Below are 16,642 nucleotides of genomic sequence, written 5' to 3' on the forward strand. Positions count from 1 at the left end.
AAACGTTTTTATCGCAAAGGAAGAATGGAATGGTTATATGGGTAAAGTAACAATCAAGGATGTGGCAAGAGAAGCCGGCGTCTCCATTTCTACGGTTTCGAATGCATTGAACGACGTAGATGTATTGAACCCGGAGACTAAATCCCATGTGCTGAAGGTGGCGGAGCGACTCAATTATGTGCCTAACCTGAACGGGAAGCTGCTGAAGTCGGGGAAGACCAAGATGCTGGGCTTCTTTACGACAAGCGTGTCAGGGCCTTACTTCTATACACTGGTGGAGTCGATGTCACGCGAATGTGACCGTCTGGGTTATGGATTGAACGTGTTTGTGACGAAGGATAAACAGGTAATCATGAGCAATATTATGGGCGGCCGGGTGGATGGCGTCATTATCTTTGAAGAGCTGAAGATCGACGATAGAGACATCGCCGCAATGGAGAAGGACAAGATTAAGGCCGTTTTCCTGGATCGCGAGGTTCAGAGTGAGACGATGGGCAGCATTATATTCGACTCTTACGTGGCCGGTTATGAAGCAACCAAGTACCTGATCAGCCTGGGGCATAAGAAAATCGCCTACATTTCCGGCGTGGATACGATGTTTGACAGCGTGCAGCGGAAGGAAGGATATCTGGCTGCGCTTCGGGAGTGCCAATTCCCGATCGACGGAGACTACATACTGCAAGGCTATTTCGAGGAAGAAGGTTCCTATAACGCCGTCAAATCGTTTCTTCACCTACACCCTGGTAAAGTGCCGGACGCTTTCCTTGCCGGTAATGACGTGAGTGCCATCGGCTGTATTCGGGCTTTGAAGTCCCATGGATACGAGGTTCCGCAGGACGTCAGCGTCGTAGGCTTCGACGATATCGATATCGCGCAGTATTTTACGCCGCCTTTATCGACCGTACGCAATCAGATTGCCAGACAGGGGATTCTGGTCGTGGACCATCTGGTGCGCATGATTCAGAAGAAAGAGAAGGGCAAGATTCAGAAGCTTCCGGGAGAGCTGGTCGTTCGCGGCTCCAGTCATGTGAAGATGAATCGGAATGAACCGGGTTAAGCGAAGAGACGAGACTTACCCAGTCGTTTTTTAAAATGATTCAATAAAATCAGGGTGTTTTTTCGCCGAAAATAAAAACGTTTTTATGACGGTTTGAATCAAAGGAGGCTAAGCAGGTGAGCAAAACAGCTGCAGTTCAGTCAACCGGCACAGGCCCGGTTCGACCCACCGGGAAAAAGCCGATGGGGCAGAGGATCAAGGAATTCTTTATGGATTACAAGCGGCAATGGGAGCTTCAATCGATGATCATTCCCGGCGTCATCTTCATGTTCATCTTCTGCTACATACCGATTTACGGTTTGACGATTGCGTTTAAAAATTACACCGTTATCGATACGCTGGATTCCGCGCCGTGGGTTGGCTTGGATAACTTCAAAATTATTTTGTCGGACAAGTATTTTTGGGATTCCGTGGTCAACACGCTGGGCATCAGCTTCTTGAAATTGGCGATCGGCTTTGTCATTCCGATCATTCTGGCCATCATGATTTACGAGGTGGGCATGGGGCGCTTCAAAAAAATCGTCCAAACCGTCTCCTACCTGCCCCACTTCTTGTCCTGGATCGTATTGGGCGGCATGCTTATTACCTGGTTCTCGACATCCGGCCTGTTCAACGAAATATTGCTTGCTTTGGGGCTGATCTCGCAGCCGCAAAACATTTTGCTCGACCCGAGCAAGTATTGGTGGATTGCCACGCTTTCGGATATTTGGAAAGAGGCCGGCTGGGGAACGATTCTGTATCTGGCGATCATGGCGAAGATCGATCCTACCTACTACGAGGCCGCAAGAATCGACGGGGCCAGCCGTTTGAGACAGATCTGGAACATCACGATCCCGAACATGAAGATGATTATCAGCTTGAATTTGATCTTGACTGTAAGCGGTTTATTGGGATCAAATTTGGATCAAACCCTGGTGCTCATGAATTCGCAGAACCGGGAAAAGGCCGAAGTCATTAACTCGTACGTGTACCGGATGGGTATGACGCAGGGCGATTTCTCCTATGCCACAGCCGTTGGTTTGGGCGTATCCATCATCTCCGTCATTCTGCTCGTTACGGCCAACAAAGTGACCAGTAAATTGAATGATAATCAATCCGTCCTATAGGTCGTGCAAAAGGGAGGTATTACGGTGAATTTGAAAGCAGCAAAAGGGGATCTCGACAGTCGGATCTTTGATACGATTAACATCATTTTACTGGTTACGTTTACGATCATCATCGTGGTTCCGTTATGGAACGTTGTTGTTTCGTCCTTCAGCTCGGGCAGGTCCCTTGCCGAGGGCGGGTTCATCTTCTGGCCTACGGAATTCTCGCTCGAGAATTATCAGGCCGTGTTCAGGGATGCGAATATATGGAACGCCTTTTTCATCTCGGTGGCCAAAACCCTAGTCGGTGTCATCACGCACGTGTTCTTCTGTGCCATGGTGGGTTACGGGTTGAGTAAAAAATACGTCCGCGGCCGCAAGTTCTACGTCGCAATGGGTGTCGTCACCATGTTTTTCTCGGGCGGCATGATTCCGACGTACTTGTTAATCAAAGACTTGGGGATGTTAAACAGCTTCTGGGTTTATATTATCCCAGCCCTCTTAAGCTTTTACGATGTCATTATTCTAATGAATTTCTTCCGTAACGTGCCGGATTCGCTGGAAGAGTCGGCCAAGATCGACGGCGGGGGCGACTGGAGAATCTTCCTGAGCATTTTCATTCCTCTCTCGATGCCGGCTATGGCGACGATTGCCCTGTTTAACGGGGTGGGGCAGTGGAATGATTTTATGACCACCAAATTGTATATCACCGATCAGTCGCTGTATCCGTTACAGATGATGCTGTATGAGATTATTGTGCAGTCCCAGACCCAATCGATGCAAAATATCGGTTCGGTTGCAATTCAGACAACGACCAAAGGGGTCCAACTAGCAACAATTGTCGTGACGACGCTGCCGATTGTTGTGATGTATCCAATATTACAGAAATATTTTATCTCCGGCATGATGCTCGGAGCTGTTAAGGAGTAGAGAAGCTGCTCTTTAAAGGGGTGGAACAGAAGCAAGTCAGGGTTTGGAAAGTAAGCGCTTTTATTCAAAGGGAGGGTTACAGGATGTTGATGAACAAAGCTTTTGGCAAGAAAGGACTTACGCTGATTACGGCACTGATGGCGGTTGTGCTGGTTGTGAGCGGCTGCGGCGGGTCTGGCGGGAAATCCGGCTCCAAGAAGGAGAATTGGGTTTCGATCGAGGATCGTTATACACCGAATGCCGAGACGCCGGCTTGGCAGCTGGATAAAAAAGAAGAGACAACCGAGCTTACGTGGTACGTGAATGCGGATTGGTGGAATACGGATTTTGGCAAGGACGTTGTAACTAAAAAGATTAAGGAAGACCTGAACATCAACATCAAATTCATCACGGGTGACGACACCAAGCTGAATACGTTTTTTGCCGGCGGGGACATGCCGGATCTGATTACGACGTTTGACTCCAATTCTCCGGTTGTGCAGAAGGCGGCGACATGGGCGCTGCCGCTGAACGATCTGGCCGAGAAATACGACCCTTACTTCAATAAAGTAGCGGCGCAGGATACCCTCAACTGGTTCCAATTGAAGGATGGCAAGACGTACGGATATCCGAACTACTCCAATACCCAGGAGGATTATGACAGCGGTAACATTCCAGCCAAAACGGCATTTATCATCCGCAAGGATGTTTACGAAGCGTTAGGTCAGCCTGCTATGGGAACGCCGGAGGAATTCCGGACCGTTCTCGCTGATATCAAGAAGCAATTCCCTGCTCTGATTCCACTTGGATTCAACTCCATCGGCGAAGGAACAGGCTCGCTTGGCGACGTGCTGCAGGATTTCATCGGCGTACCCCTGGAGGAGAATGGCGGTTTCTATAACCGTAATCTGGATGAAGATTATTTGACTTGGGTGAAGGCGTTCAATACCGTATATCGGGACGGCGCGATCAGCGATGACAGCTTCGCCGATGACGGAACGGCTTTTGAAGAGAAGGTAAAGGCGGGCAAGTACGCAACGATCATGCTGGACGGCACGCCGCAGCAGGGCGGAAACCTGCAGAGCTTCTACAGCAACAACAAAGGCAAAGAATACATCGCAATTGACGGACCGCAAAGCACGGCAGGACGCAAGCCGACGTTGAACCAATCCGGTATCACCGGCTGGATGATCAGCTTCATTACGAAAAATAATGCGGATCCTGCCAAGTCGATTCAGCTCTTCACCTACCTGTTAAGCGAAGAAGGACAAATGCTGATGAATTACGGCATCGAAGGCGAGACTTACCAAGTGAACGCAGACGGAACGGTGGAGTTCCTCCCTACAGTGAAGGATCTTCAGATGAACAATCCGGATACCTTCAAAAAGGATTACCGCATGGGCGAATTTATGTTCTTCGGGCATGACCGCCATAAAGCGCTGAGCGGGGATGCATTCCCGGATGCGATCAAGCAAATGCAGGAATGGGGCAAAGGCAAGCTGACGCCGCACTTTATTTTGGAGAACATCAACCCGGATCAGGGAACACCGGAAGCACGATCCCTGACGGCCATCAATACGAAATGGAACTCCACGCTCGTCAGCATGATTCGTTCCAAGGACGACGCAGCCTTCGATGGTCTTTTGAACGAATATAAAAAGTTCCTGGACGATAACAACTGGGATAAAATCGTCGAAGTCCGCAACGAAAAGATGAAGGCGAACAAAGAGAAGCTGGGGCTGAAATAACTTTGCTGTAATGGTGGGAGGGCCCCTTTTTGACAGGAGAGGGGCTCTTTCCAAGTTATCTTCGGTAGGCCATGGATAGGAAGACACAAGATACCTGGAGGGAAACAACATGCTGAACATCACCATCTACCAGTCAAACGGGGAAGAAGAATTATTCGTGAAGAAAGACAAGGCGCAGCTGACACCCGAAACTTCGGGTGCACAGCAGCATACGGTTGTCATCGATGAGGAGCAGACGTTTCAGGAGATGGACGGCTTCGGCGCGTCCTTCACGGACTCCGCTGCTTATTTGATCCATCAGGTGCTGGATGCGACGCAGCGTTCAGAGCTCATGACGCAGCTGTTCGATCCAAACGAAGGGATCGGGTTATCCGTACTCCGCCAGCCGATGGGGGCATCGGATTACGCGCGTGATTTCTACAGTTACAATGATTTGCCGGAAGGCCAGACGGATGTAGAGCTGGAGCATTTCTCCATTGCGCATGACGAGGAAGACGTTATTCCTCTCCTGCAGGAAGCGCTGCGATTGAATCCGGACGTGAAGCTGATGGGTTCCCCGTGGAGTCCGCCCGGCTGGATGAAGACGAGCGGGTCAATGATCGGCGGAGAGCTGAAACCCGAATACTATTCGGTGTATGCTAATTATTTTGTGCGTTACATTCAGGGGTATGAAGCCAACGGGCTGCCAATCTATGCAATCACGCCGCAAAATGAGGCATTATACTCGCCGGGTCATTATCCCGGCATGATCATGCTGCCCGAGGCGCAAAGCGATTTCATCAAGAATCATCTGAAGCCGCAATTCGTGAAGAGCGGTATCGATACGAAAATCCTTTGTTACGACCATAACTGGGACAAGCCGGACTACCCGTTGACCGTTTTTGAGCAAGCGGGTGACGCTGTGGATGGCGTCGCTTGGCACTGGTACGGCGGCAAGCCGTCGGCCCAATCCGAAGTGTTCGATGCATTCCCGGGGAAAGAGGTTCATTTCACGGAAGGATCGGGCGGGGAGTGGATCCCGCCGTTTGAACAGGCCTTCTCCAATGTCATGCGAACCGGAATCGAGATACTCCGCAATCATAGCAAATCCTATGTGCTGTGGAATATGGCGCTGGACGAGAAGAACGGCCCTACCGTGCCGGGATTTGGCAAAAGCACCTGCCGCGGCATAGTGACGGTAAATCAGCAGACGAAGGAGCTTACCTATACGCTGGACTACTATGCGCTGGCGCATTTTAGTAAAGTGATCCGTCCGAAAGCGATTCGCATTGCTTCTACCAGCAATGAGTGCATCCGTTCGGTAGCATTCAAGAACACGGATGGATCGATTGCCGTTGTGTTGTTTAACGACAGCGAGCAAGAGGAGAGTACTGCACTGCACTTGCGAGGAACGGAACACCTTAACCTCCGCCTTGCGCCGAAAAGCGCCGTGTCCGTTTTAATAGAGGCGTTAGTTTGAGGTAACATTTTTCATAAGTTAAATAATATAAGGCACCCTGTTCGGCGCCGTCGGCCTTTTTGGTTGATGGTTGCCTTGGCGGGGGTGCCTTTTCATATATAGAGTTGGTAATTTCATATAGAAACGGTAGAATAATAACAAGAATAAGGTTTACCAAAGAAAATACAGGTGACAATCATGACCATTAAAACGTTATTTATTGCTCCGTATCCCGCAATGAGCCATTTAATAGAAGAATGCCGGAAGGAAGAGCCGGAGCTGGAAGTGCGAGTCGAGATCGGCAATTTGCTAGAAGCGGTTCCTCTGGCCAAGGAAGGCGAACGCCTGGGATATGACGTGATCATTAGCCGGGGCGGTACAGCCAAGCTGATCGAACCCGAAGTGCGGATTCCCGTTATCGATGTCCATGTTTCAGGCTATGACATGCTGCGCGTGCTCACCTTAGCCAATCATTTTCCAGGCAGAAAAGCCATTGTGGGCTTCTCCAATATTACGCTTGGAGCCAAAGCAATTACCGATGTGCTGGATATCGAGGTTGACGTGTTCACGGTAGAGAAGGCCGAAGAGGTAGATCGGCTGCTCGAGGATCTGAAGGCGAAGGGCTTTGAATTAATCATGGGCGATGTGGTAACGATAGAAGCAGCTGCCAAGCACCATTTGGAAGGGATTCTGATCCAATCCGGGCGCGAGGCCATCTTCGATGCATTTCAAAAGGCCAAATCCGCGTTTCGATTACATGAACGGACGCAGTGGGAAATATCCTTTCTGCAAGCACTGCTGGAGGAAACGGCTGCGAACCTTGCCGTATTGGACGCGGAGGGACAGGTTGTATATGAACAGTGGCCGGATTATGGCTCCTGTCCGCTCCCGACGGAAGCCTTGCAAGCCGATGTGCGGCTAAACCGGGAGGCGGAAGCCTCTGTCCTGATTAAGGATGACGGAAGCCGGAAGCTTAAACAGAGAAGGACACTGAAAGTAATACAGGGACAGCGGTACTACCTGTATACTTTTTCCGAGATGAAGCAAAATGGGGAGGCCGCAGGCTATCATGTCGAGGCCGTGACCCAATTGCCGATGTTGATATCGCAAAGCGAGGCGATGCGCGGGTGCCTGCAGCGGATCGAGGATCATCTGGACAGCCGTGCCATGATTCTCATCGGCGAAGCAGGTACAGGCAAGCAGCTGCTCTCCCGATATATTCATTACCGAAAGAACGAAGGCCGGGGCTTGTATGTCCGGCTTACCGGAAAGCAGGCTGCGGCTTTGTCGGAAAACCACGAAAAGGAAGCTTGGGACAGCGATATCCGCACGCTATATATCCATGGATTGGATGCGATCGATCCGAAACAAATGGCGGATTTGAAGCAGTGGATGAACGAGATGAAAAACAGGGCGTTCACGATGATCCTCTCGCTGGAAAAGGACGATTCGAATTATCATCCCCTCCTGCTGGATGAGGAGGCGGCAAGGATTGCTCTCCCGGCTCTGCGCGAGCGTAAGGACGATATCAAACCGTTGGTCACTTATTATATTGCGTCCTATCATGGCACGCTTGGGACTTCACCGATCAAGATCAAGGATGAAGCGATTCAGCTGCTGACCCAGTACGATTGGCCGGGGAACGTGTCGGAGCTGAAAATCCTGCTCCAGGACGCAGTGACGGAGGAGAAGGGCTACGTGATCGGCAAGCCGCTCATTTCCCGGCTTCTTGCCAAGAAGGAAGGTCATCCGTCAGCTGCGATGAGCCCCGAGTTTCTTCATGGTACGCTGGATGAGATCGAGAAGAGGATCATCAACGCGATTATGGAGGAAGAACAATTTAATCAGACGAAGGTTGCGGAGCGGCTCGGTATCAACCGTTCGACCCTGTGGAGAAAGCTGAAACAATAGTTTCAGCTTTTTTGTTTATGCGATCAATAGATCCCTCCGTTTCGGCAGATATTAGGATGAAGAGGGATATATTTCAATAAACCAGAGGCAATGCAACAAATAGTTGTTTAAATTTGCAACAATTAATCTTCAATATGTTGCAAATTTAATTGTATGCACTTACAATAAACCCTGCAAGCGATTTCAATATGGAATCATTGTTTAATATTGAAACAATTATTAAAGGGGTGTTACAATAATGAAGATTAAAGCGACGTTGGATCGGATTCCTGGAGGTATGATGGTGGTACCGTTGCTTATTGCAGCAGTCATCAATACCTTTGCACCGGATCTACTCCGGATCGGGAATTTTACGGAGTCTTTATTTGTAAACGGTTCAAGTACATTGATCGCGTTGTTCCTGCTCTGTACGGGGGCACAGATTAACGTCAAGTCCTTTGGCGTATCCGTCGGAAAAGGGGCCACGCTGCTTGTCACGAAGTGGGTGGTCGGTGCAGCGTTCGGACTGATCGCTTACCTGTTTGCCGGAGAAAACGGATTGTGGCTGGGTCTGGCGCCGATTGCCGTCATTGCGGCAATGACCAACAGTAATGGGGGATTGTTCGTAGCTTTAGTAGGCCAATACGGCAGTAAGGAAGACCGTGCTGCGTATTCGCTGCTTGCCCTGAATGATGGACCTTTCCTCACGATGGTGGCCTTATCAATCTTCGGCGCCATGGGATTCGTGGACGGCATGTTCTCCTTCGTATCCTTCATCTCGGTTCTTCTTCCGATTATTGTGGGGATGGTGCTGGGTAATTTGGATGAGGAGATGCGCAAGTTTTTGGACAAAGGCAGCTCCATGCTCATTCCGTTCTTTGCATTTGCGCTTGGGATGGGCATTGATTTCGGAGCGATCGTGGATGGAGGCTTGTCGGGTATCATTCTTGGACTGCTGACGGTTTTCGTTACAGGTACCGCAGGATACTTTGTGTTTAAAGCGTTGAAATGGAATCCGATCGTGGGGGCGGCGGAAGGCTCCACAGCCGGTAATGCCGTGGCTACGCCTGCTGCAATCGGGGCGGCGAATGCTTCCTTTGCGGCATTTACCGATATCGCGACGGTGCAGGTTGCGGCGTCCGTGGTAACGACCGCCATCCTGCTTCCTTTATATGTCGGATTTTTAGTGAAGCGTCTAGAGAAGAAAGGGCACTCATTTGATACAAATACAGCAGATGCCGAATCATAGAAGGTGTGATGAAATGTGATAAAACAAATTGGAATCATCGCGGATGATCTGACCGGTGCGAATGACTCGGGCGTACAATTGGCGAAGAAGGGGCTGGTTTCCACCGTCGTCTTCGATCATCGCCATTACCGTCAGGACACACGTGCCGAAGTGTTGATCGTGGATACGGATAGCAGGGCGAAACGCAGCGTGGACGCCTATGAGGCGGCGTACGAAGCCGCTCAATTCCTTGAAGAGCAGGGCTGCCGCCACATCTACAAGAAGCTGGATTCGACCTTGCGCGGGAATGTTGCAGAGGAATTGCGGGCGGTGCAGAAGGTATTCCGGCCGGACTTGGTGCTGATCGCACCGGCTTTTCCCAAAATGAACCGCACAACGGTACAGGGACATCACTATGTTCAAGGTGTACTGATCACGGAGACGGAGTTTGCCAAGGATCCCAAAACGCCCGTTATGGAAAGTTATATTCCGAAGCTGCTGCATAGGGATGGTGAGCCTGAGACGGTGCTGGTTTCATCAAGTCAAGTGAAGCAGCCCGCCGCGCAATTTCTGCCATGGCTCCAATCCAAGCTGGCCGAAGGTCAAACCTGGTTTGTATGCGATAGTGAGACGGAAGCGGATTTACAGGCGATATCGGCATTATTTTCACAGCTTGACAAGAAGATTCTCTGGGCCGGTTCTGCCGGATTAATCGAATACTTGCCGGAAGCGCTGTCCCTGATTTCCGTGGAGGAGGGGAGCCAAGACTGGGCTGGGGCGGATAAAGCGCTGATCGTATCAGGGAGCTTGTCCCAAACGACCCGACGGCAGCTTCGTGCCGTCAAGGACATGCCCGGCTCGTTGATGCTGGAGATCGATCCGGCCGCGTTGATTCGTGAAACTTACGACACAGAAGATATCCTGCAGCAAATCGCTCAGGATATGGACAAGCGGTATTTGGTCCTGTACGTCGACGCTTCGGAAGATAACCGCAGACTGGCAAAAGAAGCAGGGGATGAGCGGGGATTATCTTCAACCGAGGTAAGCGAAGCGATCTCGCTGGGACTCGGAAGAATGACACAAGCCATTTTACAGGCATACGCTGAGATCCAAGGGTTGGTATTAACCGGCGGGGATACGGCTAAGGCTATCTGTATGGAACTTGGCATGGGAGAAATGCAGCTGTATTCGGAAGTAGAGCCCGGCCTGCCGTTCGGAAGGCTTCAGGGCATGGGAAAAGGGTACTGGACCGTCACCAAAGCCGGGGGCTTCGGAAATGATGAATCCCTGGTAGATTCCTTGCACTATATAACAAATAAGAAAAAGGTGAGAACATGAGCCAGCATAAACCGGTTATCGGGATTACCATGGGAGACGCCGCAGGCGTAGGTCCTGAAATTATACTCAAAAGCCTCATGAACGAGGAGATGTATCATATCAGTCACCCGGTTGTGATCGGGGACGTGAAGATACTGGAGCGGGCAAGGTCCTTCGTGGGCAGTGACTTGACCATCGAAGCGATTACTGCCGATGAGCTCGAGCAGGTTGACTACCGTTTTGGCACGGTTCATGTGCTTGATCTGGATCTGCTGCCAGCGGACTTGCCGATTGGACGAGTTGCCCCGGAAGCCGGCCACGCCGCGTTCAAATTTTTGGAGACAGCCATCGAATTGGCGAAGGACCATAAAATCCAGGCCATATGCACCGCTCCGCTGAATAAGGAAGCCCTGCATAAAGGGGGTCACAAATATCCGGGCCATACGGAGATTCTGGCGGATTTGACCGGAACCACGGACTACTCCATGATGCTGTCGGCGCCAAATCTGAAGGTTATTCACGTGACGACCCATGTCGGCATCCTCGATGCCGTCCGGTCGATTAATCCTGAGCGCGTATACCATGTCATTAAGCTTGCTCATGAGACGCTGCAGAAGTCCGGCATCGCCGCTCCGCGGATTGCCGTTTGCGGAATTAATCCTCATGCGGGCGAGAACGGACTGTTCGGATATGGCGAAGAGGAAGAGAAAGTCATACCGGGCGTCGAAAAGGCGCAGGCGGAAGGAATCGAGGTCGTAGGCCCGCTGCCGGCCGATACGCTGTTCTTCCGGACGGTACGCGGTGACTTTGACATTGTAGTGGCCATGTATCACGATCAGGGACATGGTCCCGTCAAAGTGCTCGGCTTGGACGCAGGCGTTAACATTACCGTTGGCCTTCCGATTATCCGCACCAGTGTCGATCACGGCACGGCGTTCGACATTGCCGGCCAGGGCATCGCCGATGAGAAAAGCTTGATGGAAGCCATCCGTCAGGCTGCGGAGCTGGCGCCTAAAGCGTAATTGGCGGGGCATAGCGGCCGCTACTAATTCTTTAATGGAAGTGACTGCAGAAGATTCTGCTGGATCAGCTGTCATAACAAAAAGATGACTCCACCTATGGGGTCATCTTTTTTATTGTTCCTAAGGTTTCTTCGATGTAACGGGATTCGCTCGAACTCGTCCCTTTGACTTCATCCGAGATGTTTCCGTATGATTTTTCGCTAACGTGAAAAACTCGATCAACAGCATAAAGGGAAAGGATGTTTTGGTGATGTTTGGGAATAAAATAGCAGGCTGCCGCGAAGAAAACGCGGCCTTTTTTGTACAACAAAATAAGCATCGTGCCTGAGACTCATTGAGCTATGCATGGTCCTTTAGTCCGTTTAGCTCAACATGTATCTTTAGTAATGCTTTTTATAAATAGAACCTTAGAGAACTAGTATTATCAAAATCAAATGATAGGTCGCACGTAGGGCAATACTGGTATAATATGGCTGTTTTTTTCGCATGGGAAGGACATATGTAGAAGGATGTCGTATTCCCACACCATATATCTTTCTTAGTCGGTTACCGCGGGCAAGTCTTTTTTTGGAATAGCGTTTCAACAGAAGGGCTTACCTTTCATGGTAACTCGCAAGCTTAACTGTCAGAGGGAGAGGGGTGATCATCCTTGTACAACTAACGGCTTGAAACGAATCGAGGACATCGGCTGATGTTTTGATTTCATGGCAGTTAACGCGTTACATAATGATGCTAAAAGGAGACCTCGTTACATACACAAGCGAAGTGATTCTTAAAGAGATCATGCAGGATTTTTGAAAAAGGTTAGTTGTGTAGGGAATGGGGTGGAAACGTCGAATGTGCGCGATTTTTGGTATAAACATGAAGGCGAGAAGCTAGTTGTCTTTCTCTTAACTTGCAACCAGCACTACTGTGCCTTTGACCGCGCACCCGCCATAATGCAGCAGCTTTCACGGTTCGTGAAATGAAAGTGTATGTATGGTTTAATCGACGGATGAATTCATTTGACAGCATCGGAATGGCTCCAAAGCCTTCCCATTGAAGATAGGGAGGAAACAATGAAAAGAAAACCGATATTCAGTCGGCGTGTAAAGTATTTGGCGGCTGTTTTCATCATTTTGTTCGGTCAGCTTCTGCCTTTGTACCCTCAACAGGCTGAGGCGGCTGCGGATAACTGGCTGAATTTTAAATTTGATGAATTCTCTCAAGATACTTTCACTCAATCGTTTACTAAGAATGGATCGGCCCAAGTGCCCCAGGGACAGAATTTTATTCGATTGACACCGCCGACTACATTACAAAGCGGAGCCGTATTTAACAATACTGCGCTGTGTCCTAGAGACAATTATTCATTCAGCACGGCCTTTTCTTTTAAAATGAGTAACCCGAGCGCTCAAGGCGCAAGCGACGGATTGACCTTTACGCTCCAGACTGGCACAACCAGTCAGGATACGAACGGTGGCGGCTTGGGATATTACGGCATTAGTCCGAGTTTTGCCGTTAAATATGACACGTTTAAAAACGATGTTTATAAGGATCCTTCTGCAAACTACGTTGGACTTGCGGTAAATGGAGACGTAGTGAATCAAGCAGGCTGGTATACCGATCTGAACCAATATAATTCGGTGAATAACACCAACTATGCATTATCTAACGGAACCCAGTACTATACGTGGATCGATTACAATAGTTCAGCTCAGAATGTTCAGGTATATCTGGGCACTTCGCCGGATCGGGTTAATGCCAGCAAGGTTTTAGATGTCAATGGCATTGATCTTAGTTCGATATTTGGCGGCCAATCGATTCATGCCGGTTTTACGGGATCAACAGGATCTCCGAATTACGAGACGCATGATATCCACAGCTGGTATTTTGTGAATGCATACGCACCGATTGATACTCTCAATCCGAATAATACTTACAAAGTGAACGAGGCACCCGTTGTGCCAGGTGATTCAAAAATCACCGCGGTAAATACGCCGGTCTCGGGACAAGTAATCGGCACGGACCCGGATGGAGATCCATTGACGTACGCCAAAGGCGCAACGGATCCTCAGAACGGAACTGTGACGGTTAATACGGACGGAACTTGGACGTATACGCCAGCACAAGACTTTATCGGTACCGATAGCTTCACCGTCATCGCCAATGACGGTAAATGCGCCACTGCCGAAGCTACGATTAACGTTGAAGTATCGGATTCGGTTCCTCCAACGACTCCGCAACCGCCTAATGCGTGTGGAGAACCAGTGGCCTTGATTAATGGAAGTTTTGAAGAACCTCCTGCAAGAATGCCAGGGGATACTGGTTCTCCAGGATCTGAACATGCATGGCAGTATTTTCAGGAGCATGAAGTTCCAGGTTGGAAAACAACGGCCTCTGATAAATTTATTCAAATTATGAAAAATGAGTATATTTATGCAGGCATGCAGATTAACCCACCTCATGGGAATCAATACGCAGAGTTAAATGCAGAGCAAGTATCGGCGTTATATCAAGATGTTGAAACGACGCCGGGCCAAACGATTTATTGGCGAGTAGCTCATAGGGGTGGGCTCGGTGTAGATACAATGGCTGTACAAATAGGTTCAACAAATGTTCCAATAGATCAGCTACCAGTAATCCAGCAAATCAGTACCGGAAATACGGAGTGGAAATATTATTCCGGCTCCTATACAGTACCAGCAGGCCAAACAACAACAAGATTTGCTTTTAACTCTATCGATGCAGCTGGTGGAGACCAACGCTGGGGGAATTTATTGGACGATGTTTTCCTAGGTACTGAAGCTTGCGTAACGGCAGACAAATCAGTTTCCCCTGCTGGAGAGGCATTTGTCGGGGATGAGCTTACTTACGAAGTCAACATCAAAAACGCAGGTGGAGACGTTGCCGCCAATACGGTATTCGAAGATGCCATTCCAGCGGGCACGGAGTATGTTCCAGGCTCCATGAAAATGGTGAGCGGGACCAATGCCGTTGATCTAACCGATGCAGATGATACAGATGCAGGGCACTTTGACGGCAGCAAGGTGATCATTAGGCTCGGGGATTTACGGAATACCAATGACTTGCCTGACGGCATCACGGTTCAATTCAAAGTCAAAGCATTATCCAGCCATGTTGGCCAGACGGTCACCAATAAAGCGACTGTTGATTACAAGAATTTACTCATAGATAAGGATGAAACGACCGAGTCGAATGAGACGACGAGTCAAATTATCGAAAGAGAAGTTGTTAATGCCTGCACTAGACCCGTTGCATTAATTAACGGCAGTTTCGAGGAACCTGCATATACGCCTGGTGATCCGAAGACCCCTACAGGTCCAGGGTATACATTCCCACAGGATGAGAACGTGCCGGGATGGCATACAACCGACTCAACAGGACGATATGACATTTTTGTTAAGAGCTTAATGGAGGAGCCTGGAACTCCTGCTGGAAACAAACATGAGGTAATCCATGGTGAGCAGTTTGCAGAAATTAATAGTTTTGAGAATGCAACGTTATATCAGGATGTTGAGACTACTCCTGGACAAACCATTTATTGGCGCCTAGCTCATAAAGGTAGATTCGGCGTAGACACCATGGCTGTAAATATTGGTTCAGGCAATACGGCTCCGGGAGATCTTCCGACTGTTCGTACAATGTCAACCGATAAAGACGCATGGAAATATTATTCTGGAACTTATACCGTTCCGGCTGGTCAGACGGTAACACGATTTGGATTCGAAGCCATAGCGTCTGCTAACGGAAATATCACCGGTGGTAACTTCATTGATGATGTTTTCCTTGGAACCGAGCCGTGCGTCGTAGCCGAAAAGTCCGTTTCCCCTGCAGGACAAGCCTTTGTCGGGGATGAAATTACTTACGAAGTCCACATCAAGAACGCAGGTGGAGACGTTGCCGCCAATACGGTATTCGAGGATGCAATTCCTGCGGGCACGGAATACCTTCCGGGATCGATGAAAATCGTGAGCGGACCTAATGCTGGTGATTTGACCGATGCAGTTGACCAAGATGCAGGCCATTTTGACGGCAGCAAGGTGATCATCCGGCTCGGGGATGTGCCGAACACGAATGACTTACCTAACGGCATAACGGTTCAATTCAAAGTCAAAGCATTATCCGACCGTGCGGGCGACTCCGTCTCAAATAAAGCGAATGTGGGGTATAAAAACCTACTCACAAATGAAGACAAAACAACCCCGTCCAATGAAGTAACAAAATCTGTAGAGTACAGAGAACCAAAATTAGAAGCTAATAAAACAGCTGAACTGTTTGAAAAAGCTACCGGGAACACCGACGCAGCGCATCCGGAAGTCGGGGACACGCTGCTCTACACAATTCAAACCCGCAACACCGCTTCCGACAGTCTGGTAACTAACTTGACCATCTCGGACGTGATTCCGGCGGGTCTGGAATACGTAGCAGGTACACTGAAGGTCAACGACGTGCAAGTCACCGATGACCAGGATGGCGATAAGGGCCATTTCGTTAACGGTAAAATCTTCGGTCAGTTCGGAGATGTGACCGGTACCGGGTGGCACAAGGTGACGTTCCAGGTCAAAGTGCGGCCAGGGCAAGCCGGCAATGACATCCGCAATGTGGCTGAGGTAGATGGCGACAATGTCACCACACCGAGCACGCCGGAGCAAATGGTTGAGGTTTATCCGCGTGAAACTTCGCTGGAGTCCACGAAAACAGCGGAGCTGTTTGAAAAAGCTACCGGCAATACCGACGCCGCACATCCGGAAGTCGGAGACACGCTGCAATACACGATTCAAACGCACAACACGATCGAAGATAGTCTCGTAACCAACTTGACCATCTCGGACGTGATTCCAGCGGGTCTGGAATACGTAGCGGGTACACTGAAGGTCGACGACGTGCAAGTCACCGATGATCAGGATGGCGATGCGGGTCATTTCGCGAACGGCAAAGTCTTTGC

Annotated in this window: 10 protein-coding genes; all 10 read left to right on the forward strand. The window is 49.7% G+C overall.

Annotation, left to right across the window (positions count from 1 at the left end):
- The first annotated feature begins 37 nt into the window (after positions 1 to 37).
- A complete protein-coding gene (locus tag DP091_RS23620; RefSeq protein ID WP_113060545.1) occupies positions 38 to 1,057 on the forward strand; it encodes a LacI family DNA-binding transcriptional regulator in 1,020 nt (339 codons plus the stop codon).
- 116 nt (positions 1,058 to 1,173) lie between these two features.
- Positions 1,174 to 2,163, forward strand: coding sequence for an ABC transporter permease (locus DP091_RS23625; protein WP_181469904.1), 990 nt, complete (start codon positions 1,174 to 1,176; stop codon positions 2,161 to 2,163).
- A gap of 24 nt (positions 2,164 to 2,187) precedes the next feature.
- Positions 2,188 to 3,072 (forward strand): carbohydrate ABC transporter permease, encoded by an 885-nt coding sequence (locus DP091_RS23630; protein WP_113060546.1) that lies wholly within the window; start codon positions 2,188 to 2,190, stop codon positions 3,070 to 3,072.
- A gap of 83 nt (positions 3,073 to 3,155) precedes the next feature.
- On the forward strand, positions 3,156 to 4,799 hold the full coding sequence (locus tag DP091_RS23635; RefSeq protein WP_113060547.1) for a type 2 periplasmic-binding domain-containing protein: 1,644 nt from the start codon (positions 3,156 to 3,158) through the stop codon (positions 4,797 to 4,799).
- 109 nt (positions 4,800 to 4,908) lie between these two features.
- The gene (locus tag DP091_RS23640; RefSeq protein ID WP_113060548.1) at positions 4,909 to 6,258 is read left to right on the forward strand and encodes a glycoside hydrolase family 30 protein; all 1,350 of its coding nucleotides are present in this window, start codon (positions 4,909 to 4,911) and stop codon (positions 6,256 to 6,258) included.
- 177 nt (positions 6,259 to 6,435) lie between these two features.
- Complete coding sequence (locus DP091_RS23645) at positions 6,436 to 8,148, forward strand: sigma-54-dependent transcriptional regulator (protein ID WP_113060549.1); 1,713 nt, start codon at positions 6,436 to 6,438, stop codon at positions 8,146 to 8,148.
- Between the two features lie 238 nt (positions 8,149 to 8,386).
- On the forward strand, positions 8,387 to 9,376 hold the full coding sequence (locus tag DP091_RS23650) for a 2-keto-3-deoxygluconate permease (protein ID WP_071219527.1): 990 nt from the start codon (positions 8,387 to 8,389) through the stop codon (positions 9,374 to 9,376).
- A gap of 15 nt (positions 9,377 to 9,391) precedes the next feature.
- Positions 9,392 to 10,693, forward strand: a complete 1,302-nt coding sequence (locus DP091_RS23655; RefSeq protein ID WP_113060550.1) for a four-carbon acid sugar kinase family protein — start codon at positions 9,392 to 9,394, stop codon at positions 10,691 to 10,693.
- A complete protein-coding gene (gene pdxA, locus DP091_RS23660) occupies positions 10,690 to 11,694 on the forward strand; it encodes a 4-hydroxythreonine-4-phosphate dehydrogenase PdxA (protein ID WP_113060551.1) in 1,005 nt (334 codons plus the stop codon). The genes DP091_RS23655 and pdxA overlap by 4 nt, the downstream gene beginning before the upstream one ends.
- Before the next feature lie 1,058 nt (positions 11,695 to 12,752).
- Positions 12,753 to 16,642 (forward strand): isopeptide-forming domain-containing fimbrial protein (locus DP091_RS23670; protein ID WP_146747017.1); only part of this gene is annotated, 3,890 nt, incomplete at its 3' end.

It is taken from the genome of Paenibacillus sp. MDMC362 (assembly GCF_003269305.1).
Taxonomy (GTDB): Bacteria; Bacillota; Bacilli; order Paenibacillales; family Paenibacillaceae; genus Paenibacillus_AQ.